The organism is Variovorax sp. PBL-E5, from assembly GCF_901827185.1.
Lineage (GTDB): Bacteria > Pseudomonadota > Gammaproteobacteria > Burkholderiales > Burkholderiaceae_C > Variovorax.
This window is the reverse complement of the sequence record NZ_LR594672.1, coordinates 554,904-578,147: the sequence shown is the minus strand read 5'-3', so window position 1 is coordinate 578,147 and position 23,244 is coordinate 554,904. Positions and strand designations below refer to the sequence as shown.

Below are 23,244 nucleotides of genomic sequence, written 5' to 3'. Positions count from 1 at the left end.
ATGCCTAGCCTCGGCGAGGTCTTCTTGCCGGCGAGGTTAGGCAGAGCCGGCTCTTATTGGTCCCCAATATGAGCCGGCTGTTTTGAGACGAAAGAAGACGACCCAAGAGCAAGGTGCTCTTGGGTCGTTTCGAATTACGCAGCAGCCAGCTGGACTTTGTTCGCGCGCAATGGTGCTACAGCGCCGGCCTCCAGCCATTGGTTCAGCTGGTCGAAGCTGTAGGGCCCCCAGTAGTCCGCGTCCACATTGAACCCAGGGTTCATGGCGTAAATGACCTCCCCGTCAACCACGCCGTCCTTCCAGATGGGCCAGATATGCAAGATGCTGCGGTGCTGCAGGGTGCGAGCTTTTGCAAGCAGCTCATCTGCTCGGCCGTTGGCATGCAGCCGCACATCGGATTCAAACGCGGCCTGGGCCTTCGCCATGGCTTCCCTGTGCCGCGGCTCCAAGAGGTCCTCAATCGCGATGATGACGCCGCTCAGGCCGAGGAGACCCTCCCCTTCGAGGAACGTCCCCGCGAAGATGGCTCTGCCAGCCTTCACGGCCTGCGCGAAAGCACGCAGCTGCTTCACGCGCTCCTGCCCCTTCACCTTGATGCCAAAGCTGCGTTCATCCCACGCCCCGCCCAGGCCGGTCGAATCGCCCACGACATTGAGCCTAAGCTCCGCATCGATGAACGAATTGCCGAAGGCTGCCGCGCGCTTGCCAGCGATGTACACCAGGGCAGCCGCCGGCTCGCCCTGTACCAGGCGCTCTTCGTAGACGACATTGGCCAGGTCCCGGACAATGCGCTTGGTTGCCATCAGGTCTGGGCAGTGGAGCCGCCCATCCTTGCGAAGCCTTTGAGCAAGCGCCAGACGGGATACGCCGGGCCCTTCCGTCAGGGCCGCACTCAGGGCATCCATGCCGCCTTGATGCTCGGTCGTTGCGTCAGAACCTGTGGCGACTGCCACCAAGGCCCCGGAGCTGTTCACGACCAAACGAGGCTTGTTTCCTTTTCGCATGCTCGAGCTTTCCTTGAGAGTTGCTACCTCCCCTATAGCGAAAGCGCGCGCTCAGGATGCTGTATCAGGCAGGCTCGCCGATTTGGTGCTCACCAACTGCCAGGGTAGCGACGAACCGGTCGAATTCGGCGAGCCGGCCATGCGCCTGAAGGAGCCGGAGGAGGGTGGATAGCTGCAGGTCCCCTCCCCGTTCCGCGGCGATAAGCGTAGGCTTGGAGACGCCCGTGCTTTCGGCCAGGCGCCGAAGCGAGCTCTGCTGGCGCAGGTCGCGCAGGTGGCTACCCAACGATGCGAGCCGGGCAGTGTGCTCAGGCGACGGTGACATGTTCATCGACCGGTACGCCGGCATACAGCGGCGCGCCCGACAGGGATTCCTCCATCGCCACCCCTTCGAGAAGCCGCTGCGCTTCGGCGACAGCAGCTGCCGGGGCACCGTCCACGATGAAGCGATTGCCGACACGAGCGCGGGCGCGCTGGCTCCACATGTAGGCGGTGGTTCTCGACTCGCCCACTTCGATGAACCAGCTGATGTCATGCGGCGCACTGAAGCCGAGCATATCGGGCATCGTGACTTCGTAGCCCTTGCGAAGCAGGTCTTCCCACAAGGTGGGCGCCTCTTCGAGGACAACTTCCAGGTTCAGGCTCTCGTCATCAAGTTGGGCGAGATTGCGAATGCGGGGCATGTTGTTCTTCTTGGTGCCGAACACCTCGGCTGTCGTTTAAGTGTGTGGGGTCAATTATACGTTACCAGAGGCTAAAGCGCAACTTACGTTCCGGTCATTGCGATTTGCGCGTCTTGCAGCTCCCCAACTCTCCTAGCGCCGTCGCAAATTCATTACTTGCTGGTGCTAGAACGACTCCACGACAGCTTTACTACGCTCCCCTGAACATCGAACCAAAAATCGCGATAGAGTCTAAGACTCTGAAATATCGATTCTTCACACCAATGACTCAAACGTACAGCCAACTCCAAAAGCAAATTGCTGCGCTTCAACGACAAGCCGACAGCGTTCGCGAGAAGGAAGTCGGGGGCGTTGTTGCCCGCATCCGGGAAGCAATTGAACACTATGGACTTACTGCGGAACAGTTGTTTGGCGGCAAAGGCGTTAAGTCGACGAAGGCAGTCAAGGGGCGCACTGGCGCTCGAGTGGCGAAGTTTGCGGACGAGAACGGCAACACCTGGGGAGGAATGGGTAAGCGCCCTGATTGGCTGAAAAAGGCCCTTCTCTCGGGGAAGTCGCTTGCGGACTTTGCTACTGCCGGTGCGCCAAAGAAGGCAGCTTCTTTGAAGTTGTCAAAAGCAGGCAAGAAGCGCCAGGCGAAGGTCAGCTACAGCGACAATGCAGGCAACAATTGGTCGGGTATGGGCCCGCGCCCCCGTTGGTTGCGCGAAGCTTTGGAAGCAGGCAAGTCCCTGGACGATTTCGCGCAGAAGGCCTGATGGCCTCAGAGCGATTTCAGGCTGTCCGGCTGGCCTTTGGCGCTGACTGCAGGGGCTAGCTGGTCCAAACGGTCCAACTCGACGATGCTCTCGCCAGGGCGCAGGCGCCGCAGGACCATCGTGATTCCTCGCGCATCATCGGATGGTCATCGATGACATAGATGTTCATTCGCCGCTGTTTATGGCGGGAATTCATCCGCTGCGTGTAAGACACTTGCGCAAAGAAAAACCGCCCGAGATGTCTCGGGCGGTTGAAGAAAGCCTTTAGGCGGCCAGTTTTTCAATGATTTTCTGGAACGGTGGAAGCTGTTCCAGCATCTGGCGGCCGTAGCTGGTGGATGCCAGCCGGCGGTCGAAGACGGTCACGCGGCCGCGGTCGGTTTCACGACGCAGGAGGCGACCCACCATCTGTACGAGCTTCACCATGGCGTCCGGCAAGCTGCGCTTCGAGAAGTATTCCTTTCCGAGCAGGTCGGACAGTTCCTGTTCCACCGGATTGGTCGGCACCGCGAACGGCAGTGACACAATGATGACGTGCTCGCACAGCTTGCCAGGGAGGTCGAGACCTTCCGCCAACGTTGCCGTGCCAACCAAGATGCTTCCCTTGCCCGCCTCAACGCGGTCGGTGTGCATCTTGCGCAGCACAGGGACCACATTGTCGCCCTGCACCAGCACTGCGTCCTCGCCGAACTGATAGCGCAGCTTCGGCACGAACTCCTTGAGCATCGCCCAGCTTGGAAACAAGATGAGAGTCGCTTCCTTGCGGTCGATGGCCGTCGGCAGCTTCAGGGCCAGCTCGCCCATGAACATCTTGCGCTCCGCCATCTTCGGCGTTGCGTTCATTCCGGCGACGGTGAGCGTGCTGTTCCTGTAGGGGAACGTGTACGGCAGCACCATCGTCTTGGACTTGTCCGGCATGCCGGCGCGCGACTTGAAGCGAGAGAACCCGCCGATGTCGCGCAGCGTTGCGGAAACGATAGCGACCCCCTTTGTGCGGGCGCTCTGCCAGAGCAGCGGGCCGAGCACGTCAGCGCCTTCCAGCGGCGAGCAGTGCAGCGAGAGTGCCTTGTCCTTGCGGAACAGCCACTTCACACGCCGCCCAGGGGCGACCATCATGCTGATGCACTCGGAAAGCTCCTTGAACGCTCGGTGAACGTCCAGGGCGCGCCGACCGAGGTCGGTGGCCTTGTCTTCCACTGGCTTGGGCAGGCCGGTGAGCTCGCGCAGCGCGGCCAGCGTACCCGCCGTCACCAGCATGGCTGGCATCATGGCTGCAAGCAGCACCTTCATCTGCAGCTCCACGTTCGGAGGCAATTCGCCCTTCATGAAGCGACGCTGCGCCGTGTCGGGGTCCACTTCGATGTCGTTGAGCAGCGTCGTGAGCTCGTCCAGCGGGCCCCCAATGGGCTTGCGGTCGAAGTCGTCGATGTGCACGTTGTACGCGCCCAGCTGTTTCGTGAGCTCCGGGCTACCTTTGAGGATGGCTTGAATCCCGCTCAGCTTGGGCAGAACCCGCAGGAACGAGGCCAGGTCCGCTTCGCGCGCGCCCACTGCAATCGCCTTTTCCGGGAGGTGGTGCCCCTCGTCGAAGATGATGTAGTAGTTGGCCACCGGCAGCGCCGACGTTTCGCCGTCCACCGCGAGCAGCAGGTCGCGAAGGACGAGGTCGTGGTTGGCAACGATGATGCGTGCGCCTCCAAGGCGGCCGCGAGCGCGGAAGTAGGTGCAATCCTTGTAGCGGCTGCATTTCTTGCCGGTGCAAGTGTCCGAGGACACTGCAATCGACCGTACGTTTTTCGGGCGGCCGTGCGTCCAGGTGTCAAAGTCACCATCCCAGCGACGAGCGTTGGCTTGGTCGACCATGAAGTCGAGCTGGTCGGGGTCGACCGCCGCGGCAGCGTCGTCGATGAAGGTCTCCTGGCCATCCGCGTTCAGCAGGTCCCGGATTTCCTCCGCCTGCGTAAGGCAAAGGTAGTTCCCCTTGCCCTTTGCGAGGGCGACGTCGTTCGCCATGACGAGCCCTGCGCGCACGAGTGCGGGCAGGTCCTTTTCAAACAGCTGCGACTGCAGCGCCTTGGTTGCGGTGGAGACCACGAGGGGCTGGACCGGGTTTTCGCCCAGCACATCGGACGCCGCGAGTGCGCCGATGAGGTAAGCGATGGTCTTGCCGGTGCCGGTGGGGGCCTCCGCAGCCAGGGGCACCGCGGTGAGAAATGCGTCAGCGACGGCCTTCGAGAGGTCCACTTGCTGGTCGCGCAGCAGGAAGGTGCGGTCGCGGGAGAGTGCCGCGTAGGCAGCGTCGACCCAGGCGTGAGCGCGCTTCGACGAAGTCATTGTGGTCATGTTGTTCTTCCTTGGTACGAGAAAAGTTGTTCCTGGCACCTGTAGCTACGACGCTTAAACGACGAGGCCTTTAGGGAGGCGGCCGGATAAACGCTGGCCTTACACAGCCGGCATCTCCCTGACCACGTTTTCACAGGCCACCTCGTGTCACAAGCTCACATCGACCTTCCCCAGCTCCCCTTCTGGCTGCTGCGAATGGCAGCTCAACCGGACCTTCTGCCTCGCTTTGTCCACAATCCGGTCGTCTTCGCAGCCTGGTACGCACCGATTGCTGCCGCGCTCGAGTGGCCGGCTGACGTCGTGGCCATCCAGACGGCCCAACGGGGCAAGAAGATGAACCTGGAACGCATGAGCAGCCTCCTCAAGCAGGTGAACTACGCGACGGATTCCTCATCCCGGGACGTCGAGTACATGCGCAGCATCCTGGAAGGTCTTGCCGTGCACGACTGGGTCGCAGCCGAGCCACAGGCCTTCCTGGAACTCGTGAACGCGGCGCTGCGGAAGTTCAGCAAGCACTACGATTTCATCCTCGACAAGGCAAAGAACAACTTTTCCCATCGGGTGCAGGAGCTGGTGGACTGCCTTGAGCTAACTGACCTCGAGCGCGATTTGCTCGTCTTCGGCGTTGCGTCCGCCGTTAGCGACGAATTGCGCACCATCCTGTCGAGACTGGACCAGTCCAACCGTCTCGCCCCTGAGGTGTTCGCAGGGATTTTTGGTGTGTCCGTCGCAGAACTGGCAGGTGCCCTGGCGGAAACGTCGCCGCTGCGCCTTTCGGGGCTGCTTCGCACCCGTGGCACCTTGAACCGCTACCCAGTCGTCTCGGAGTTCTGGATTCGCGTCCTCGCCGAGTCCCCCGAGGGGCTGGCCCGCACGCTGACCGAGCCCATCGTCTTTCGCCCGACCTCCGGCGTCCCTGCCCGCTTGCCCTCCGACGACCTCGACCTGGCCGCGGCGCTGGTCGCGAATGCATCCGAGCCTGGCGTCAACCTGATGTTGTACGGGGCCGGCGGCCTGGACAAGCAGGGGGTCCTGCGGGAGCTGGTGGAGCGAACCAACAGGAACGCCCATCGTCTCGCCAAGCTGGAGAGCTCGTACGGCGAGGAGCCAACCATTGCGTACATCGCCCAGCGCTGCCTGCCGACGGTCGACAAGGCCGCCCTCCTCGTGCTCGACCGGCCGGATGCCATCCTGGAGGCGCAGCCTTCAGGTTACATGGCCAAGATGTTCGGGCTCGAGGTCGACCCCGGGCAGGTCGCGCCCTTCGATGAGCTGATACTGACGTCAAATCCTTTGCCCACGGTCTGGCTGTCGGCGAATGTCAGTAGCTTGTCACCAGACACGGTGTCCCGTTTCGTGTTTCACGCGGGCCTGCAGAAGGCGCGGCGTGAAGACCGGCGCGCCCAGCTGGAGCGCACGGTGAAAGGCCTGGACCTTTCGCGCGAGACCGAGGAAGCCCTGCTGCGGCTGGAGGACGTGTCAGGCGTCCAGCTGGAGGCCGGCATGCGCGCCGCACGCCTTTTCGGAGTGCAGACACCGTCGGAGTATGAAGCGGCGCTTCTGCAGGCCGTCAAGCGCAGCCTGAAGGCCCTGGAGCGCGGCACCTCGCCCAAGGCGAAGGAGTGCGTGACGCAGTACTCCCTTGATTTCCTGAACTGCGCGGGGCGCTTCGGTCCGAAGCAGATTCTCACCGCGCTGACCCGTACTCCGAAGGGGTCCATCTGCCTGTACGGGATACCGGGCACCGGGAAGACCCAGTACGTCGAGTACTTGGCCCAGACGCTGGGCAAGCGGCTGCTGGCCAAGCGCGGGTCCGATATCATGAGCAAGTGGGTTGGAGAGACCGAAAAGAACATTGCAGCGATGTTCGAAGAGGCGGAAAGCGAAGACGCAATTCTCTTCCTCGACGAAGGCGACTCGCTCTTGGGCGACCGCAACAAGGCTCACGCCTCGCACGACGTGTCCAAGGTGAACGAACTTCTCGCCGCCATGGAGCGCTTCACTGGGATTTTTGTACTCGGAACCAACCTTTTCGAGGGCTTGGACACCGCCGCGCTGCGCCGCTTCACTTTCAAACTGCAGTTCCTCGCCCTGACGGCGGAGCAACGCTGGGAGATGTTCCTCAACGAAGCCAGCCTGCGAGAGACCCAGGAAGGTATCAGCGAAGCGGACAAGGCTCGGTGGAGCGAGGAGCTCATCTTCATGCCAAACCTCTGTGCCGGCGACTTTGCGACCGTCAAACGCCAGTGTGTCCTGCTCGGGGAGAGCCTGTCGCCAGACGAGTGGATTGGCCAGCTTCAGCTCGAGTGCCAAGTCAAGTCCAGGGCCCAGGCTCAGCCTGGGGCACCCCGCACGACTGTCGTCTGAACAGCAGGCAGCCGGAGGTTGCCTTAGTGCTTGCCGCTGGCCATCACGTCCAGCCGGGCGCGTGGGCAGCCGCCGGCGCGAAGCTACCAGTCCGCTACGAGGGACATCGGGTCGACGCCGCGCGTAAACAGGTTCTGAATGACAGGCCAGTCCCGGAAAGGTGCTTCCAGTAGTGCGTCATTGCCCATGCCCTTCTTGGCGTCAAGTAGCGCTTCCGCTGCGAGCACGTGATGGCACGCGCTGGACATGACCGGCATGTGTTCCGCCCACCGAGCAAGGTGCTCCAGGTCCTGAGGCACTTCTTCTGACATATCCCAACTGCGGGCAACCTGCGCGCTGAGTTCGAAGGCCTCGTCGAACTCGGGCATGCCGTGGAGCCAGTGGCGGGAGTCCGATGCAACTGCCATCATCGCCGGCATCGTCGCGCCGTGCATGCGGCCCATGGCGAGGGCGATGCCCAGCTTGTCCACGATGGCCACGAACGCAAGGTGCGTCTGGTCCGCCACGACGTGCTCCGGCGACGCGTAGGGCGCGATGCGTCGGGCGGTCGCGAGGACTGAGAAAATGTGCCGGGTCAGGAAGTTTCGCAACGGCTGCAGGTGCGTTGGGAATGTGACCAGGTCGAGTGTGAAGATGGCCAGCAGCGCGTCGTACGAGGCGCGCGTGCCAATCACTCTCACCGCATCCCGAACGGACTTCACTGAGTTGCCGCTGCGGTGGTACCCCGCGGCGTTTGACAGCGAAATGAGCCGCGCGACTGCAGCCGGGTCCTTCAGGGTCAGCAGCTCGAAGGTGCGAGGGTTCGTCCGCTCAGTTGACGTGAGCCCCATCAGCCGAGAGAGGGCGTCCGACAGAGGAGGAATCCGGGAATCCGAGGTTTGAAGGGGAATAGGCTGGCTTGTGGCAGGCATCTGGTCAGTCAAGGCGGGTAACTCGGTGTCTCACGGGGGATATCGGCAGGAGGTAAGGAAAACTGTAGTGTGCCCCACCCACAATTTACTTACAGGGCATGGCATCTAAAACGTAACTCGCCTCTTTATGCGTCAAGGCCAGTGACGAATGGCAGTTCCCCAGGCATCCGGGACCCCGCGTCCTCCAGCGAGAACAAGTGAACGATGGAGTCCATTAACTCGAGGCCGGCACTCGTTTGACTGATATGCCCGGTCTTTTCGAGCAGTGTCTTTCTTCGACTGACTTCTTCTCGCCCGACTCCCAGGTACGACGCCACGAGTTGCTGGGGAATTTTCACCTTCATGAGCCGGCGGCCGTCCGTCGTCGGCTCTGACATGGCCCAGAGGAAGTAAGCGTACTGAGCTTCCCCTGAAAGATGGACCACGCGGGCGCGGTGAAGATAGTGATGGGCCAAGCGGCGCTCCAAGCCGTCGAGATACCAGACCGCAAAGTCGGCGCTGGACAGAAGAGCCTCACGGAAAGCTTCGACGGGCCACAGCACTGCGGCTGAAGCGCTGACAGCCGACAACGTGCCGGACGAAAAAATTCTCAATCGCGTCGACCCGCTGAATACGTCAAGCGGCCTGACGAAGTCGCTTGCGATGCCTCCCTCGACATCGCCAGTAAAGGAAAGGACTAAAAGTCCGGAGCGCAGGGCGACCACCGGTGGAGACAGCTGTCCGGGCGGAATGACGACCTCGTTCCTGGCGAACGTGCGGACCGTTGCGCTCTCTGCCAGCTTCTGGCGTGCATGGTCCGGTAAATTCGAGAAGGCCTGGGGTAGCCCCAAGAGCGCTTTGGACAATCCGTGCCTCCGTTCCGTGCGGCCCATGCCGCTGCATCGTTGCGCACGGAGCCTGGTTCGCGGACATCCGAGCAAAAGCTCCCCTAGCGTAACGAGCGTCTGTGACCGCAGAGGGGCGCCCGGGAACCTGTAAAAAGCTATCCCTTTCAGGGTGGGCGAGGAGAGTCTAACGCAGCAAACCTGACCTATCCACCACCCGCTGAACGTCCGGGCCGGCAGCTGCGCTCTTTCGTCACGAAAGGGCAATCTCTATACGAGTCAGGCTTAATATTGGAGGTTTGATGTACGTACGCATTGTCAGCAAGCGGAAAGGCGGCACGCCCCCACGAGATGGGGAACTGGTTGTTGCTGTGGACCGCACGAACGCAGTACTTGGCAACAAAGCGGTTTTGAAGGACCACCTGGATGCCGCTGGCCGGGATGCGGCCATCGCGAGTTTCGAGCGAGAGAGAGCCCTGGACGAAGAGCGCGAAGGACCCATGACCCGAGAAATTCGACGCTTGGCCCTGCTTGTTCAAAGCGGCCAGGCCGTTGCTCTCCAGTGCTGGTGTGCCCCGCGCCGCTGTCACGCTGAGCTGATTCGGGCCCAAATGGGGCGCATTCTCGGTCGCGAGCTCGCACCTAGGGACGAAGCCGGTCAAGGTGCGCCGCCCGTGCAAGATTCCTTGTTTTGATTCCTCACCGCGCCAAATGGGCGCGGTGTCTCTTTTGCGGGCCGGTGTGCGCAACGTCACAAACCGCAAACTCGCTCGCGACGCACGGGTTTGGTGCTGGCAGGAAGTGCTCGCCCATCCCGGGCCGCTCCGCAGTCAAAAGCAGGCCGCGGGTTTACGGCGCTGGGTTGCTAAAATGCGGCGCCCTATAGCCAAAAAGTTCGCATGCGCGTTTCTGTAGCCACCCTTCTCGAGGCGCCCATCCCGGCGCGCCTGGCCAAGCGTCCTCGGGATGCCAGAGGCTTCCCAATTCCGATGACGGTGCTCATCAAGCCTGATGGAGCTCCGGATTTCCGGGTCACCGACGTCAAGCGATGGCTCCGGGTCGTTACTGGCCGCATTTGCGCGATGTGCGGTGAGCCTCTCGGCCGCCACCTCGCATTCATCGGAGGACCGCGGTCCCATGAGTATCGGGTGTTCACGGACGCGGCGATGCACACGGACTGCGCAAGCTACGCGATGTCTGTTTGCCCCTTCCTTGCATTGGCGAACAGCCGGCACTCGCGCAAGCTTCCCGAAGCCGGCGGTGTCGCGTTGCGGGCCACCGACGAAGCTGTGCTTGACCGCCCGGAAAAGATGTTTATCGGGGTGACCACCAGCTACCAGCCGCTGCGCCTCGAGGATGGCACGCTGGTTGTGCAGGCTGGCCAGTGGGAACGCGTTGAATGGCATGAGCCGCACGCGCGCGGCGTCGCAGACGCGGCGTAAGCGCATTGCAATCGTCGGGGCGATGCGCTACCTTTGCGGGCTCTTTTTGAAGGTTGACCTCCGTGAAGAAACCCCTCAGATTCATGATGGTCGAAGACGAATCCAAGCTTCCCCTCGTGGCCGACCCCTTGGTCCTGGATGCGGACGAAAAGAAGCTTGTCGCGGCCGCACTCCTGAACCGGCTAGGCCTGTCCGAAGATTCACCGGCGGCATTCCGGGACCGCTGCGAGGTGATTGCCTGCTATGACTCGGTCGAAGGTACCGATTGCTACTACCACTGCATCGCAGAAAAAATGGACGGCAAGAAGCCGTCCATGTGGAAGTAGCTGTTGCGCTGCGTTACGCGGCGGCGAGGCCGAGTTTCACGAGCTCCTTGTGGCCAAGCTGGCGCCTGGAGATACCGTAAACGTCCTTGCGGCCGTACAGCCTCTCGAGGTTGCCGCGATGGTAGTCATCAGCCTGGCCAAGGACAGCGTCGCAAAACACCTTCGGGTCGGCGATGCTCGTCGTTGCGTACACCCGTCCGCGCCTTGCGAAAGGAAGCGGGGTCAGGTGGCTGTAGCGCACCAGCGGCGCCAACGGTGCCAGCTTGACGGCATACCAGATGCCGTCGACGAGGTGTGCCTGAGTTGACGCGTCGATGTCGCGGCGGCGAGCCGCGACCTCCTCGGCCGCGCGCTCCGCCCAGCTCTTGCGACCGGATTGGCGCGGAGTGCCGCCATGCAAGCAGCGCGACGTCGGGTGAACGTAGAAGTCGTACCAGTCGGCCGCGATTTGCACCCCGTAGTAGGGCGTGGTGACCTTCACGACGCCATCGATGTCGATGAACGTATTCACGGCCACGTCGCCGACGGCATGGGCAATGGCTTCCTCGGAACGAGCGCCCTTGAGGCCGCGCAGTTCCGAGTGCACCTCGTCCCAGGGCTGACCGATGCGGCTCGCCAGGAAGCGATGAAGCGGCTTGAAGGAGAGGTAGCTCTCCTTCGCGGCCCGACCGTAGCCGGTGCGATAGCGCAGCTGCATCGGTTCGCGCGAGAGGGAAACAACTTCTCCGTCAATCACGCGGACCCGGGACGGGGCGTAGCGGTAGCGAGAGGCGCTTCGGCCGTGTTCGGAGAGAACTTTCTGCATGTCTTGACGCATGGGATAAGGCTTTCTGTGTTGTTGACCTATCCCATGTAGCGAACGCCGGGCTCGTCCTTCCCTTCCGACCGGCATGAAGCCGCCAGGAAGGTCCGGCGGCGTTCTCCGAGACAAGCGCTTCAGTCGGTCAGGCCAATCTGAATGAAGCCTTTCTGAGCGGTGCCGCGCCCGCCGACGACAACAGCCAGCTGGCCGCTTTGCACAGCCCAGAGGCCACCGGGCCCCTGGTTGGCGATGCGCATGCCCTGCGGACCGGCAGTTCCGGTGCCGATAAGCCCGTAGGCGAGCGCTTCTTGGGACCCGTCGTAGCGAGTCACGGCTGCGCTGTATGTCGTCGCGTCAAGTACGAATTTGACCCAGCCGGCCGCGGTGTCGGCGCCTCGAGCCGTCGTGTACGGCCATGCCGCGGAGTCTTGCAGCCCGATGCGGAACACCGACATGTTGGCGACCTGGCTGTTGAGGCCCGCTGCCAGGTACACGTTCTCCTTGCCCACCCGAGCGACAGCGAATGCGCCGACGTCGTTGGGATTCGCCCTGTTCGTGATGCGCCAGCTCGTAGCGGAGTTGCCTGGCGTCACGTCGTAGGTGAGAACCGATGCGGGCGGGCAGGCCTCGATGCGCCTGACGCCAATGTCGTCGCACATCAGGACGGCCGCGCCACCGGGGAGGACCTGGACCTGACGGATGGTCGAATCCCGTCCAGTTGGCGTCAGGTCGATGCCGAACCGGTTGTACGTCCCTTCCAGGCCGGCCTGCTCAGTCACGAGGTTACGAACAGCAACGAACGGCTGTACGGAGTAGGCGATGAATGGACCCGCCTGCGCGAGCTCCAAGGGAAAGGACCCGACGACCACGTCGTCCGTCAGCCGGAAGCGGGCGTTGTCCACGGCGATTTCTACCCGGGCGCTCTTGAACGAAAACGTGCCGGGCTCCTCGGCGCGGGCGCTGAACGTGCCCGTGACGGTCGAGCCGGCCGAGTTTGTCAGCTCGTAGGTGCTCAGGTCGAGATTGAGGGATAGCTTTTGCTGCGTACCGTTGGTCGCAAAAACGAGGAACTCGCCGTTGCGTGCGTCACCTGCCATGACCGCCAGGACGACCTCTGAACTCAGGTCGCTGCCAGCAGCGTTCGCAGTAACCGTATAGGTCGTCTGCTGCGCCTTCGTATTCACTACCTGCGCCGACCATTGGTTGTCGACAGCTGTAGGGTTTCGCAGTTGGACAAACCCGGGGTCGGCAGCCTTGGTCGACCATGTCGCACCCTGGCTGGGCGTGATGACGACGGTGTCGCCTGGGCGCACAAGGTATCGGCCGTCACTTGCCGCAGAAGCCTCCGCGCCGTTGATTGCAACGACCGTCGTAAGCTTCGCCGCAGGCGCTGAGGGGCCCGTCGCGATGAGGCCACCAACCCCGCTTGACCCTCCCCCGCCTCCGCCGCACGCTGCTATTGCCGTGACCATTGCCACTGCTACGAAACATCGAATCGCACGCATCATCCAGTCCGCCCTCTTGGTTGATTGGGCCGAACGGATGCCGGCCCTTGGGCGCGACTGTAAAGGGCGGTGACTTCGTGTCCGTCTAAAGGATTCGTTTTCCGGTGGCGGGTAGCACTTAAGGGCTACCTGCGTGAACTACTTCACGGGCTACTTTGGCGAGGCAGAAACAGAAAAGGCCCCGAAGGGCGAAATCTGCAAAGACTCGGCCGAGCGCCGAGCCAGTTGCGTGCTCAGTTCGGAAGACCGAGGAACTGCTTGAGCTGAGGCGTCGACAGGGAGCCGGACTGCGAGCGAACCTCCCCATTGACCTTGGTGACGATGAACGGCACGCCGTCGTCCTTCGCTCGCATGCTGTTGAACAGTGCGGTGTTGGCCGCGACCTTGTCCTTGAAGCGCGCGACGGCGTCGCTGTCTGCCGTGAGTCCGCCCTGGCGATTGAGGATGCTGGTCTCGTTCTCGGTCATCGCCTTGGCCGGGTCTGCCGCGCCGAGGATGGTTGCGCCTTGCGGTGCACTGGCGCGCGAGAGCATGCCAATCGGAATCCAGACGATACGGGCGCTCGCGCCAAGCGGCTGGGCCGCGTTCCACAGGTGGGCGCAATGCGGGCACTGAGGGTCGAAGAACACGTAGGCCACCTTGGCCGCCAGCGGCGCGCCCAGCGTGAAGCCGGTTGTCTGGCCCGCGATGGAGTCATAGGCGGCCTGGACGGTGGTCGAGAAAGGCGCCGGGGCCGGGGTGGCAGCCGTCGCCACGGAAGTGTCGCAGGCGCTCAGGGCGAAAACGGAGGCTGCGGCGGCGAGGATGATGGTGCTGAGGCGGTGTTTCATGGAAGCGAAGCGTTTTAGGTTGAGCTGTTTGAATCTTTGGTGGCCAGTGCTCGAGCACGGCGGCCGTGTACGTGAGGGGCCGACGGGTCTTCCCCTCCGAGGAGGTGCGGCATCCCGAGTACCTGCGCGAGACGTCCAACCTGTCCCCACGCAACGGAAGGATGACCTCGCTCGATGCGCGACACGGTCTGCCTGCTCAAAGCGCTTGCAACTGCCGCGTCCTCTTGGGTCATGTTCCTGTCCATGCGCGCCGAGCGAAGTACCTCGCCAATGCCGCGGAAGCGCTTTCGCAACTCCTCGTCCATGCGCGCTTTTTGGTCCACTTTCATGGGGTAAAAGCCTTATATCTCACTTTGGGAATGGACGCATTATAGTCTAAAATCAAACTGCGCACCATTGGCTAAAATGATTCAACATCCAGCAGTGCCGGTTTGCTGTGTAGCCACTCTCCCCCTCGATGCGTTTTAGGTCGCGGCTGGCCGACGAGCTGCCGCACGGTATGCTTCTGCCTTCATCGAGAAGGACCACCCGCGGCGCTCTGCCACCAAATAACCCCTGGTCGTGAGCTCATTGAAGACCGGAGCGCTCATCCGGTCGCTGCGAAGCAACAAGGCCTCGAGCGCCTCGGGCGAGAGTTCTTCGGTAGCGTCTGCCGCATGCGCTGCACGTGCCACCCTCTTCAGGTACTGAATGTTTTTCGCCATGTCGCGTGTAGCGGCACGGCTTAGCCATGGCTGTGGCTGCTCGGAGAGATGCCCCACCATGGCAGAGCAAGCTTCGAAGAAAAGCCCTCCTCGCAGTCGCGCGGGAGGGGGGCTTCATGGAATCAGCGGGTGACATTCCTCCCGCCCCTGAAGGCGGGGGCTTCCTACGTTTTAGGTCAGGCGCTGAGCCCGGACCTGTCCGGCGTGGTGCTCGTCTCAGCCGCTCAAGTTGGGCGCCAGAGCGCCTGGCAAGAGCTGCGGGTTCTTGACTCCCGCGGTAGCTTGCGCACCCGCGGTACACGCCAGCCGTCGGCCGGTGGAGGATGGACGCTTCACAGGAGGCTCTGTCGCTTTGCGCGAGGCCTTCACCGGTCGCCCGGCTTGGCACTTGCCTTCTCCACGTCTGACGAGGCCCTGCCCGGGCTCCGGGGGCTTCACCGCCCCGAGGTTTGAATATCCGAACGCGATGTCCATCGCGATGTTGGCGCTGACCGCGTCGCGGTCCGCCGACAGGCCGCAGGCCGCACAGACGTGCCAGCGCTCCGAGAGGGTCTTGGGCACCGATGCGCCGCACAGGCACGTCTGGCTGTTGCCTCCGATGCCGGGACGCCGGCTGGCGACCGGAACGTAGCGCTCTCCGAGTGCGTGCTTGAGCAGTCCCTTGAACATCGCAGGGGCGACGTCCGAGACGCTGCGGCTGGTGCGCCGGTTCCGCTTCATGAACTCGACCCCGTGCTCCTCGACCGCGATGAGGCGGTACTTCTGCTCGAGCTGGCGCGCGACCTTGCGCAGCTGGTCTCGGCGCACGCACTCGATGCGCGAGTGCAGGATGGCGACCCGCCGAATCTGGCGCTTGAGCCGATTGCTGAGCGGGCGGTGGTCACGCTCCGGCAGCGGCCCATGGAGCCCCAGGGCCCGAAACGCCTTCCTGTATGCCGCGAGCTCGCGTTTGCGGGCCTCGAACTGTCGGCTCATCTTGCGCTGCTCGGCCTTGAGCCGCGGCAGCATTTGCTTCAGGGGCTTCGCCGGCGTATGGGTGGTGCCGTCGGCGAGCGTAGCGATTCGCGCGAGGCCCGTATCGAGCCCCGAATCCGGCAGCAGCGCCACCTCGGGAGAGGCGTGGCGACGCCGTCGCTCGCAGTGCTGCACCTGCACCTCGCAGGTGAATTGCGCGAACCAGCGGCCCTGCTTGAACACGAGGGTCACACTCTTGACGCGGCCCGGCAGCTTGCGCAGGCCGATGAGCCGCGCCTCGCCGAGCCGGCTCATGTGCAGGCGCCCGCCTTGAATCTTCACCGCAAAGCCGTACTGCGTGAAGGTGAGGCTGCGGTAGTTCTTGCGCGGCACGGCCGTGGGTGCCCCGCGCTCGCCCTTGAGCCACGCCTTGGTGGCGTGGTCGAGGCGGTCGGCAACGTTCTGCAGGACCTGGGAGTGCACGCCGGCGAAGCGATGGTCGCGCGCCGCCAGAGCGCGCACGGTCTGGTACTGGTCGGCCTTGGCGAGATAGCGGTGGCTGCCCCCGGTGGCCCGGGCGGCGCGGCCCAGGGCACGGTCGTGCTCGCGTTCCCGGCGCAGATGCTCGCGCAGCTCGCACAGCACGTCGAGCGTTCCGTGCAGGCGTGCACCCAGCGCGGGCGACACCTCGAGCACGCCTTCGCGGACCTCGTAGGTCACGTCGTGCTTGGGATAGGAGGTCCGCTTGGCGCGAACTTTAGACGTCGGTAGCAAAGTCAGGCTAGATTTTAGGAAAGTATAGCCTATAGAGGTCCGCTTTGACTCAGCCTAGTCCGAGTCGGCTCACCTATATCGGCAAAGCGCAGATAGCCTGCAATACTCGCGCCTTACATCCACGGCCTGAAGACCGTGGGTTTACGGCGCTGGCTGGCTAAAAGGCTCGCTTTGCGACTAGGCGATAGCCGAGGCGGTCCGCCCAAGTCTCGAGAAGTCGCACTTGGCCTTCATCCGTCGTGTGCTTGCAAAACGCTCGACTTTGCACCTTGCCGAGGTTCTCACCGACAGTGATGGCCACGGAGAAGTCCGCGTGATGGCACTCGACGACGTGGGCGGCATTCGCGTAGTTGCCCGCGGCGACGTCCTGCCTCGTGTCCGGAACGACCGAAGCCGTTCGGATGGCTTCGGCGAGCTTGGCGCCGAAGCGCGGGTCGGATTCGATTTGTCCCAAGGCGTCGTGCATCACGACGACGGTGGCGTTCATTCCCATTTCAATGTCCTGTTCAGCGTGGTTGCTGCAGAGTCTAGCCACCTCGGCCAAGCCCAGGACGAAAAAATCGCCCTGAGCTCACGAAGTCTCAGGGCGAGGCGCCATGCCTGTTGCCGGGCCGGCTGCAAGAGCGGAGGTGTCCAGAACCATCCGATGGGTCAGGGAGGAAACCATGACACAGCTGTATAGGGGACGTTTTTATACGCGGCGCTGAGCAGGGGATGGGCAAAAAAAGGCCCCGGACGCACGGGGTTCCGGGGCGGGGCGAGTGCCGATGAATATTCGGCTGCCCAAGGTGCGAGCCGCGAGGCTCCATCAACATCGTCTGGAAAGGCGACGAACTGTCTATCGAGAGGTTTTAGCCGCGGGGCCGAGGCGTCGCTATTCGATGTCAGGACTTCCACAACCAGCCGCAGGGCATCAGACACCAGACACAATGGACGGATACACCAACTTCACCATTCAGGAGCGCAACGGCTACCCGCACTACGCTGGCCCCCAGTTCCTAATCACGGCATCGGCCTGCGAGGCAACCCCATTGGTCGGGCATCGGCTGAGGTCGCTCGACGAGGCGCGGCGCGAGGTGCGCGGTCGAATCATCAACCGGATTCACCGTGCCGAACAGTTGCTCGCTGGCTGGAAACGGCAGCTGACCGAAGTCGAGACAACCTACCAGCCCGTGCGAACGCTGCTGGAGACGCTTGCAGCTTTCCGCGACGACATCGTCGGGCACCTGACTGAGTTCCGTGAGTCGTCGGTCGGCGGCCTGTTCAAGTTCGGCCAGCTCAGCATCAGCTGTGGCTACATGAACACCCCGAACCTCATCGTGTTCCAGCTTGCAGAGTACGACAACATCACCCTGTTGTTTTTGCCGCAGGACCTGCTGGCCCTCAACCAGCTGTTGAAGGATGCAGGCTTCAGCTTGCCGTACACCGACTGGAACGGGGAGCATTGCAATTCGTACTCGGTCAAGCTTTGCCCGGCGGATTTCCTGGTCAACCAGGTCCCCGCTGCCGCCTAGACAGCCTTCTCCTTCTCCCCTTGTCCCCTCATTCGGGCGCTCCTTTGCGGAGCGCTCTTTCTTTTTGGGGCAGCGCGCTCGGGCCGCGCTTGCTATAGAAGGTAGTTCAACTGTGCTCAAGCACCACAAGGAGTCTCCTATGAAGAAGTTTCTGTTTGCCGCTTTCGCTGCGCTGTCGATGATTGCTGTGTCCGCCCACGCTGACGCTGTCAACACCACCAGCTCCAAAGCTCTCGTCCCCGCGTCCGAAGCAGTTCCCGCTGCATCGGTTTCGGAAAAAGCCGGGAAGTTCGTGGGCCTGGCCATCACTTCGCCGTTCGCGCTCATCAAGTCGGTCGCCCCAACCGCGCTTGATGGCATCAAGTCGGTTGCCGGTGATTTCAAGGAAGGTTTCGTCAAGGGCGCCACGTCCTTGACCAGCTCCACCCCTGCCGTTTCGCAAGACAACGGCCAAACGCAGGCTGCAACCTCCACCTCGGGTCGTTCCAACGATTCCGTCGAGAAGGGCGTAGTTGTCAGCGAGTCCCCGTCCACTCCCACGGCCGGTCCTTCGCTGCCTCCGCACGTTGCCAAGGTAGTTGCGCTCCTGCGGTCGCCCTCGGCTTCCGTTGCGCATCGGACCGATTACCCTAAACAGTAATCGTCATTCAAAGCACCGACCCCTTGGTCGGTGCTTTTCTTTGCGCAATCGACTCGGTCGCCAGCTGCTCTGCAGCGCATAATAAAAAAAGCCGCCCCGAAGGTGGCTTTCGAAATCACGGTGGGCTGACGGTGTCCCAGTCATAGCGACAGTAGCCGGTAAGCGTCACACGGAAGCGTCCCTTCTTGCTCCCGGGGCGAAGGGCCCCAGCAGCTGCCAGTCGGTTCGCGTCGCGCAGCTCGCAGCCGATGAAGCGGTACTCGGGGCACTGCCGTGGTGCCTGTCGCGACGAGAAAGCCGTCGGTCAGTGACCAGCGGCTGTGAATCGTGCTCAGTTCGTCACGGTGACGTGAAAGGCGGCGTTCAGCTTCATGACTGTACGGCCCATCTGTTCCCCTAGGTGCGGGCTGCTGTGCCTGGTTGATAATCGACCCGGTGGGACTCGGTGGGCAGCGGCACCTCCCACCGAAACAGCATGCCCAGCAGGGCCTTGTTGCTCAGTGTCGAGTCACGCTTGTTGTTCCGGCTCAGCAGGACGTCCTCAGGCTGCTCGAGGTAGACAATGCGGACACGAGCGTCGTACGCGTACAGCAGGTCCAAGGTCTTCTGCCGCATCTGGGCGCTTAAGTGCGTGCTGTTCCAGGCGAAAGGAACACGCCGGCGCAAGAGCTCCTTCGCCTTGTCGACTGCGAAATGCGCGGCCTTGCCGTCGTTCTCGCCATGAGCCAAGTCCAGCTCCTCGCGCGCGTCGTCGAAGGAGACGACAGGAAGCTCGGGGTGGTTCGTGTCGAGCCAGTGGTTCTTGCCGGTCGCTGGAAGCCCAGACAGCACGATAACTTCCGAGCCTGGCTGCGCGAAGAAAGGGTAATCCGGGCTGATTTCGCCCTCCCTGCGGAAGTACGAGACGGCAGTGTGCTCATCGGCCATGTGCCGTGGTTGGCCGTAGCACTCCTGCTCTTGCGCGAGCAGGCGGAACAGCTCGACGTTGTCGATGGTGTTCTGCCAATCGCTTGCGGGGTCGGTGCGCCGGCCGCGCGCGTCAGCCTCCGCCAAGAGGGCCAGCTCCCGCAGGTTCACTTCGTGCGACCACTTGTGAGCAAGGAACGCGGCGTTTGCCTTGCGCAAGCTGATGAAGGGTTCCTGGTGGTACCGAATCATGCGGCAAACGGCCTCGCGGTCCGAGAAGTCGTAGCCGGCTCGCCAGAGGCGAATTCGGGCGTCCACCTCGCCTCGCTTGCTGTGGCCTTTGCTCGAGATGCGGCCGTTCTCGTCGACCTTCGTGACGCCGGGCTTCGCAATGTCGTGCATCAGCGCACCCAGAAACATGCGTTGCTGGCCCCGGGCGTCCAAGGCCTGGAAATCCGCCAGGTTCACGAGCTCCTCGCAGACCATTTTGGTGTGCGTCCAGCAATCGCCTTCGGCGTGATAGTGCCTGTCTTGAGGGGTTTCGGCTAGGCTGCGCCACTCGGGGTACGCGTCCTCTACTGCCTTCCAGTCGATGTCCCTTCGGCCAGCTGCAGGGCCGACCGCGAGGATGGCGGCGTCATACTTGTTCATTTGGTTCTCCTCGCCTCGACCAATCATGGCGCGAAGCACTTGTTCTTTGATGTTAGGGGTAGCAGCAGGCCAATGAAGCGCCCTTGCGTCAGGGCCCGGCGCATGCCGTCGTCCTTGGCCAGCGGCCCCGCTTCGCGCATCCCGTCCTCGAGGACGATGTTGCCCCACTTGTCAAAGCGCGCGGCGGGGTCGAAACCGTCCGGAAGTACTGGCGCCTTGATTCCAGCAGCTTCCCTCACCTCTTCGACCGTCAACTCCGTGGTCTCGCATTTCCAGTGGTGTTCGTCGCATACCGCGGCGCCATTGCCCAGGAAATAGCCCCCCGTGATGGGGTAGAGCTTGCGCTCGAGGATGTGGTGCGCGTCCACGGCCGGTTGGTCGCAGAAAACGCACTTCCCACCCGCGCGAAGGAAGACGAGCCGCTTAAACTCATCACGAGGCAGCAGCTGGTCCTCTGGCGGTAGCCAACGGCTTCTTGCTACCATGGCTCAGCGTTCCATCCGTGCGTCAGGCGCGGCGCGAAGATATCGACACCAGGCCGCAGCAGGTTCGGTATGAAAGGCTGCTCCGCATGGTGCTTCTCCGAGTCGAGGATGGCTTGCACGAAGTCAGGCCGTACCAGCTTGAAGCGGTCGACCGTTTCGTCACCCTCTTCCACCTTGCCGTAGAGTCCTTCGGCTCGGTCTGAACCGTCGCATTGCTTCCACGCCTTCTCGACGTCCAGTCCCTCGCGTTTGACGATTGCCTCGAACGCCCTTCGCCATTGCGAGGTACGCCCCAGCGACGGCTTCACCAGCACCCACAAATCGGAGAGCTTTGGAGGTGCAATGCCGTCGTAAAGCACGGGCACAGAAAGCACCGGGCCATCAGCGAGAAGGCGCCGGCGAGCGGCGGTTGAGAGGAACTTGCCCGTCACCTTGTCGAGGACGTCAAATTCGCAGAAGTAGTGAGGAAGCGCGTCGTACCACATAGCGTGCTTCTTGTGCATCCACTCACCATACATCACGTAGCGGTCCTCAAGGCGCTCCAACATCCAACCCTCATGTGCGACTGCCCACTGCTTGAACAGGTTGAACTGGCGCTCGCGGCCGCCACCAGTGAGGTAGTGTCCACGGGACTGCAAAAGTAGCTCTCCGGCCGCGCTGAAGCTGACGCCACAGTTGCCGCCGTCGAGCTTTTCTTCGAGCACGATGTACTTGCCCTTGTGCTGTGCATAGGGCACCTGGCCATGTCCCTCGTCGCCCACCTGCAGCCTGGAGCTTTCCAGGTGGGGAGTTCGCATGTACTTATGAATGTCGAGGCTGATGATGGCGGACTTGGTGGCTTGTTCCATGGCGGGCTCTTGTCAAATACTTCGCGGCTGGCGAACCGTGCGTGCCCGGAGGAACTGCTTGTTTCCGCGTCTTAAATCGTGCTGTATTTTAGACGATTTACAGCGCGCGGTCAATTGCACATCTAAACCGCAACTCGCAGGGGCCACGCCGCGGCTCTCGGCTTGGGAGCAGATTGAATTGGCTTCTGCCTTATAGGAAGCAAGACTCCCTTAAAATGCTCCTGGCTAAACGAGAACGCTAAACAAGGCAAGGCGGTGTCTTCCGCCACCCGTCATCAACATCATTCCCAACGAGTATCCATGAAAAAGACCGCTCTCACCGTCCTCCTGGTCGCTGCCGCAATCGCCGGCTGCTCGAAGACCGATACCGCGCCTGCAACCGCAAAGGCCCCGGCTGCCAAGTCCCAGGTCGCCAAGCCCGTGATGCCGCCCGGTTCGCCGCCGCCCGCCCCGGAGCTGAAGTTCGACGAGAAGGGCCAGCCCATCATTCCGAAGGTGGTTGCGCCCGCCCCTCCGAAACCGCCAGGTGGTCCGTCGGCGCCTGGCCTGAGCCCCGAAGCTTTGAAGGCTGCTCAAGCGAAGCTGGCCGCAAAGAAGGCCCCGTAAGCGCCTCGGCAGAGCGCACGCCGCAAAAGGCCGCCTCCGGGTGGCCTTTCTCCGTTTGGCCGTCAGCCTTTTAATCCCCGCAGGGTGGTTCGCGTCCAGCGAGTTTTCGCATTCACGCCGCCAGGGTGGAGGGCGCTAGCTAGACGGAGAGTAAGCCTGCCGGTGGCAATTCACTCGAGGTGGGCTGGCTCAACGTTACAGCTGGAGTTCCCCTTGAAAGCAATCATTTTTGATTTGTTCGGTACGCTCGTTTACATCGACCACCCTGCCCATCCCTATCGCCAGCTGCTGGCAGGCGCGACTGCCTCGGACGCGCGCGAGCTTGTAATGACGTCGAACGCCTCGCCGGGCCGGATGGCGAAGAAGATTGGCAGCGTGCTCTCACCTGAAGCACTTCGCGAGGTGACGGCAGAGCTCGAGGCTGAGGTTCATCGCATCAAGCTCTTCCATGAGGTTCGCGACGCACTCGTGCAGCTCAAGGCGGCGGGATATCTCATCCTCGTCAGCTCCAACCTGGCCAAGCCGTATGGCCAGGCAAAGTTGCTGCTGGCGGACATGGTTGACTACTGGAACTTCAGCTTCGACACGGGCCTGCTCAAGCCTGACGCGCAAATGTTCTTCGGACCCGCGGCGGCCTTTGGCATCCTGCCGAAGGACTGTATCGTGGTTGGAGACAGCGTATCAAGCGATGGAGGAGGTGCTGCCGCGGCCGGCATGGACTTCGTTCTCGTTGACCGCTTCGGCCGGCACCCGGCCCTACCGGCGATTCAAGGCCTGGATGAACTGGTGACGCGACTGCTGGGGCCTTGAGCCGTCGTCCTGGAGCACAGAAAAGCCCCTCTGGCCGTTGCCGAGGGGCTTTCGCTTAGGTGCGTTCAGGGAACCTGGATGCCGGTGCCAACGCTGTTGTCCCACTGCCATGACGCAGACACGTTCGGATAGGCAAGCTAGCGTTCGGCAAAAAAAGAAGCGGGCCGCCAAAGGGGGCCCGCTCTCAAAGAATCATCCCATCGCTCAGGCCGTGGCCAGTGCGTCAGCCCGTGCGCCCTCGGTACCGAAGATGCCGCCCTTCACCGTAATGGCATAGGCCTCGCTGATGAGCGAAGTGTCCAGCCCCGAGAACCGGACGGTGAAGTAAGCGCGCTCGGTCGGCTCGCCGTCCTTCTCTGGCGCCAGGTAAATCGTTCTAACCATCTCCGTCCCGGGAAGGCTGCGGTTCCAGCCGTCGGCGGACTCGACGACGGCGGTTCCGAAGTCGTAGGCCTGAAATGCGGCGTTTGCTTCTGCCGTGCGCCTGTCGTTCAGTTGTTGTGTACTCATGTTGTTGTCCTTTTACCTCCAAGGATTTGGAATCAACGACCTATAGG

The 23,244-nt window shown here is 62.5% G+C and carries 24 protein-coding genes; 9 read left to right on the top strand and 15 right to left on the bottom strand.

The genetic code is table 11. The features are described from left to right. Window positions 1-134: 134 nt before the first annotated feature. A complete protein-coding gene (locus tag WDLP6_RS30590; protein ID WP_162571001.1) occupies window positions 135-1,004 on the bottom strand; it encodes a hypothetical protein in 870 nt (289 codons plus the stop codon). A 308-nt stretch (window positions 1,005-1,312) separates the two neighbouring features. Continuing rightward, complete coding sequence (locus tag WDLP6_RS30585; protein ID WP_162570999.1) at window positions 1,313-1,711, bottom strand: hypothetical protein; 399 nt, start codon at window positions 1,709-1,711, stop codon at window positions 1,313-1,315. 239 nt (window positions 1,712-1,950) lie between these two features. On the opposite strand from WDLP6_RS30585, the gene WDLP6_RS30580 reads away from it, so the two are divergent. Beyond that, window positions 1,951-2,445, top strand: a complete 495-nt coding sequence (locus tag WDLP6_RS30580) for an H-NS family nucleoid-associated regulatory protein (protein ID WP_162570998.1) — start codon at window positions 1,951-1,953, stop codon at window positions 2,443-2,445. Between the two features lie 264 nt (window positions 2,446-2,709). Here WDLP6_RS30580 and WDLP6_RS30575 read toward each other — a convergent pair whose 3' ends face one another. Continuing rightward, a complete protein-coding gene (locus tag WDLP6_RS30575; protein ID WP_162570997.1) occupies window positions 2,710-4,788 on the bottom strand; it encodes a helicase C-terminal domain-containing protein in 2,079 nt (692 codons plus the stop codon). 195 nt (window positions 4,789-4,983) lie between these two features. On the opposite strand from WDLP6_RS30575, the gene WDLP6_RS30570 reads away from it, so the two are divergent. Continuing rightward, window positions 4,984-7,155: an ATP-binding protein gene (locus tag WDLP6_RS30570; protein ID WP_162577709.1), complete on the top strand. Its 2,172-nt coding sequence runs from the start codon at window positions 4,984-4,986 to the stop codon at window positions 7,153-7,155. A gap of 83 nt (window positions 7,156-7,238) precedes the next feature. Here WDLP6_RS30570 and WDLP6_RS30565 read toward each other — a convergent pair whose 3' ends face one another. Next, window positions 7,239-8,078 (bottom strand): HDOD domain-containing protein, encoded by an 840-nt coding sequence (locus WDLP6_RS30565; RefSeq protein WP_162570995.1) that lies wholly within the window; start codon window positions 8,076-8,078, stop codon window positions 7,239-7,241. 113 nt (window positions 8,079-8,191) lie between these two features. Continuing rightward, window positions 8,192-8,911 (bottom strand): Crp/Fnr family transcriptional regulator, encoded by a 720-nt coding sequence (locus tag WDLP6_RS30560; protein WP_162570994.1) that lies wholly within the window; start codon window positions 8,909-8,911, stop codon window positions 8,192-8,194. Between the two features lie 281 nt (window positions 8,912-9,192). Here WDLP6_RS30560 and WDLP6_RS30555 point away from each other — a divergent pair, with 281 nt between their 5' ends. The 3 genes from WDLP6_RS30555 (at window position 9,193) to WDLP6_RS30545 (ending at window position 10,658) form a co-directional block, all read left to right on the top strand. Then, complete coding sequence (locus WDLP6_RS30555; RefSeq protein ID WP_162570993.1) at window positions 9,193-9,585, top strand: DUF4326 domain-containing protein; 393 nt, start codon at window positions 9,193-9,195, stop codon at window positions 9,583-9,585. Between the two features lie 294 nt (window positions 9,586-9,879). Beyond that, window positions 9,880-10,332 (top strand): hypothetical protein, encoded by a 453-nt coding sequence (locus WDLP6_RS30550; protein ID WP_162570992.1) that lies wholly within the window; start codon window positions 9,880-9,882, stop codon window positions 10,330-10,332. Between the two features lie 62 nt (window positions 10,333-10,394). Beyond that, a complete protein-coding gene (locus WDLP6_RS30545; protein WP_162570991.1) occupies window positions 10,395-10,658 on the top strand; it encodes a hypothetical protein in 264 nt (87 codons plus the stop codon). Between the two features lie 13 nt (window positions 10,659-10,671). On the opposite strand, the gene WDLP6_RS30540 is transcribed toward WDLP6_RS30545, so the two are convergent. The 6 genes from WDLP6_RS30540 to WDLP6_RS30515 all read right to left on the bottom strand — a co-directional run bounded on the left by WDLP6_RS30540 (window position 10,672) and on the right by WDLP6_RS30515 (window position 16,714). Continuing rightward, window positions 10,672-11,463, bottom strand: a complete 792-nt coding sequence (locus WDLP6_RS30540; protein WP_162570990.1) for a hypothetical protein — start codon at window positions 11,461-11,463, stop codon at window positions 10,672-10,674. 131 nt (window positions 11,464-11,594) lie between these two features. Then, on the bottom strand, window positions 11,595-12,644 hold the full coding sequence (locus WDLP6_RS30535) for a hypothetical protein (RefSeq protein ID WP_162570989.1): 1,050 nt from the start codon (window positions 12,642-12,644) through the stop codon (window positions 11,595-11,597). 554 nt (window positions 12,645-13,198) lie between these two features. Further along, window positions 13,199-13,795: a thioredoxin domain-containing protein gene (locus WDLP6_RS30530; RefSeq protein WP_162570988.1), complete on the bottom strand. Its 597-nt coding sequence runs from the start codon at window positions 13,793-13,795 to the stop codon at window positions 13,199-13,201. A 14-nt stretch (window positions 13,796-13,809) separates the two neighbouring features. Further along, window positions 13,810-14,124: a helix-turn-helix domain-containing protein gene (locus WDLP6_RS30525; RefSeq protein ID WP_162570987.1), complete on the bottom strand. Its 315-nt coding sequence runs from the start codon at window positions 14,122-14,124 to the stop codon at window positions 13,810-13,812. 591 nt (window positions 14,125-14,715) lie between these two features. Then, complete coding sequence (locus tag WDLP6_RS30520; protein ID WP_162570986.1) at window positions 14,716-16,173, bottom strand: RNA-guided endonuclease InsQ/TnpB family protein; 1,458 nt, start codon at window positions 16,171-16,173, stop codon at window positions 14,716-14,718. A gap of 211 nt (window positions 16,174-16,384) precedes the next feature. Continuing rightward, complete coding sequence (locus tag WDLP6_RS30515; RefSeq protein ID WP_162570985.1) at window positions 16,385-16,714, bottom strand: hypothetical protein; 330 nt, start codon at window positions 16,712-16,714, stop codon at window positions 16,385-16,387. Window positions 16,715-17,156: 442 nt separating this feature from the next. On the opposite strand from WDLP6_RS30515, the gene WDLP6_RS30510 reads away from it, so the two are divergent. Beyond that, window positions 17,157-17,741 (top strand): hypothetical protein, encoded by a 585-nt coding sequence (locus WDLP6_RS30510; protein WP_162570984.1) that lies wholly within the window; start codon window positions 17,157-17,159, stop codon window positions 17,739-17,741. Window positions 17,742-17,880: 139 nt separating this feature from the next. After that, the gene (locus WDLP6_RS30505; RefSeq protein ID WP_162570983.1) at window positions 17,881-18,381 is read left to right on the top strand and encodes a hypothetical protein; all 501 of its coding nucleotides are present in this window, start codon (window positions 17,881-17,883) and stop codon (window positions 18,379-18,381) included. Between the two features lie 396 nt (window positions 18,382-18,777). On the opposite strand, the gene WDLP6_RS30500 is transcribed toward WDLP6_RS30505, so the two are convergent. The 3 genes from WDLP6_RS30500 to WDLP6_RS30490 form a co-directional block, all read right to left on the bottom strand. Beyond that, window positions 18,778-19,938, bottom strand: a complete 1,161-nt coding sequence (locus WDLP6_RS30500) for an AAA family ATPase (protein ID WP_162570982.1) — start codon at window positions 19,936-19,938, stop codon at window positions 18,778-18,780. Between the two features lie 23 nt (window positions 19,939-19,961). Next, window positions 19,962-20,306 (bottom strand): hypothetical protein, encoded by a 345-nt coding sequence (locus WDLP6_RS30495; RefSeq protein WP_162570981.1) that lies wholly within the window; start codon window positions 20,304-20,306, stop codon window positions 19,962-19,964. 110 nt (window positions 20,307-20,416) lie between these two features. Continuing rightward, a complete protein-coding gene (locus WDLP6_RS30490) occupies window positions 20,417-21,271 on the bottom strand; it encodes an RNA ligase family protein (protein WP_162570980.1) in 855 nt (284 codons plus the stop codon). A 300-nt stretch (window positions 21,272-21,571) separates the two neighbouring features. Between WDLP6_RS30490 and WDLP6_RS30485 the strand changes: the two genes are divergently transcribed. After that, a complete protein-coding gene (locus WDLP6_RS30485; protein ID WP_162570979.1) occupies window positions 21,572-21,877 on the top strand; it encodes a hypothetical protein in 306 nt (101 codons plus the stop codon). 213 nt (window positions 21,878-22,090) lie between these two features. Next, entirely contained in the window at window positions 22,091-22,687 is a 597-nt protein-coding gene (locus tag WDLP6_RS30480; RefSeq protein WP_162570978.1) for an HAD family hydrolase, read from the top strand. A gap of 204 nt (window positions 22,688-22,891) precedes the next feature. Here the strand turns inward: WDLP6_RS30480 and WDLP6_RS30475 are convergent, their stop codons facing one another. Then, window positions 22,892-23,197 carry a hypothetical protein gene (locus WDLP6_RS30475; RefSeq protein ID WP_162570977.1) on the bottom strand — a complete coding sequence of 102 codons (306 nt, stop codon included), beginning with the start codon at window positions 23,195-23,197 and terminating at the stop codon, window positions 22,892-22,894. Between the last annotated feature and the right edge of the window lie 47 nt (window positions 23,198-23,244).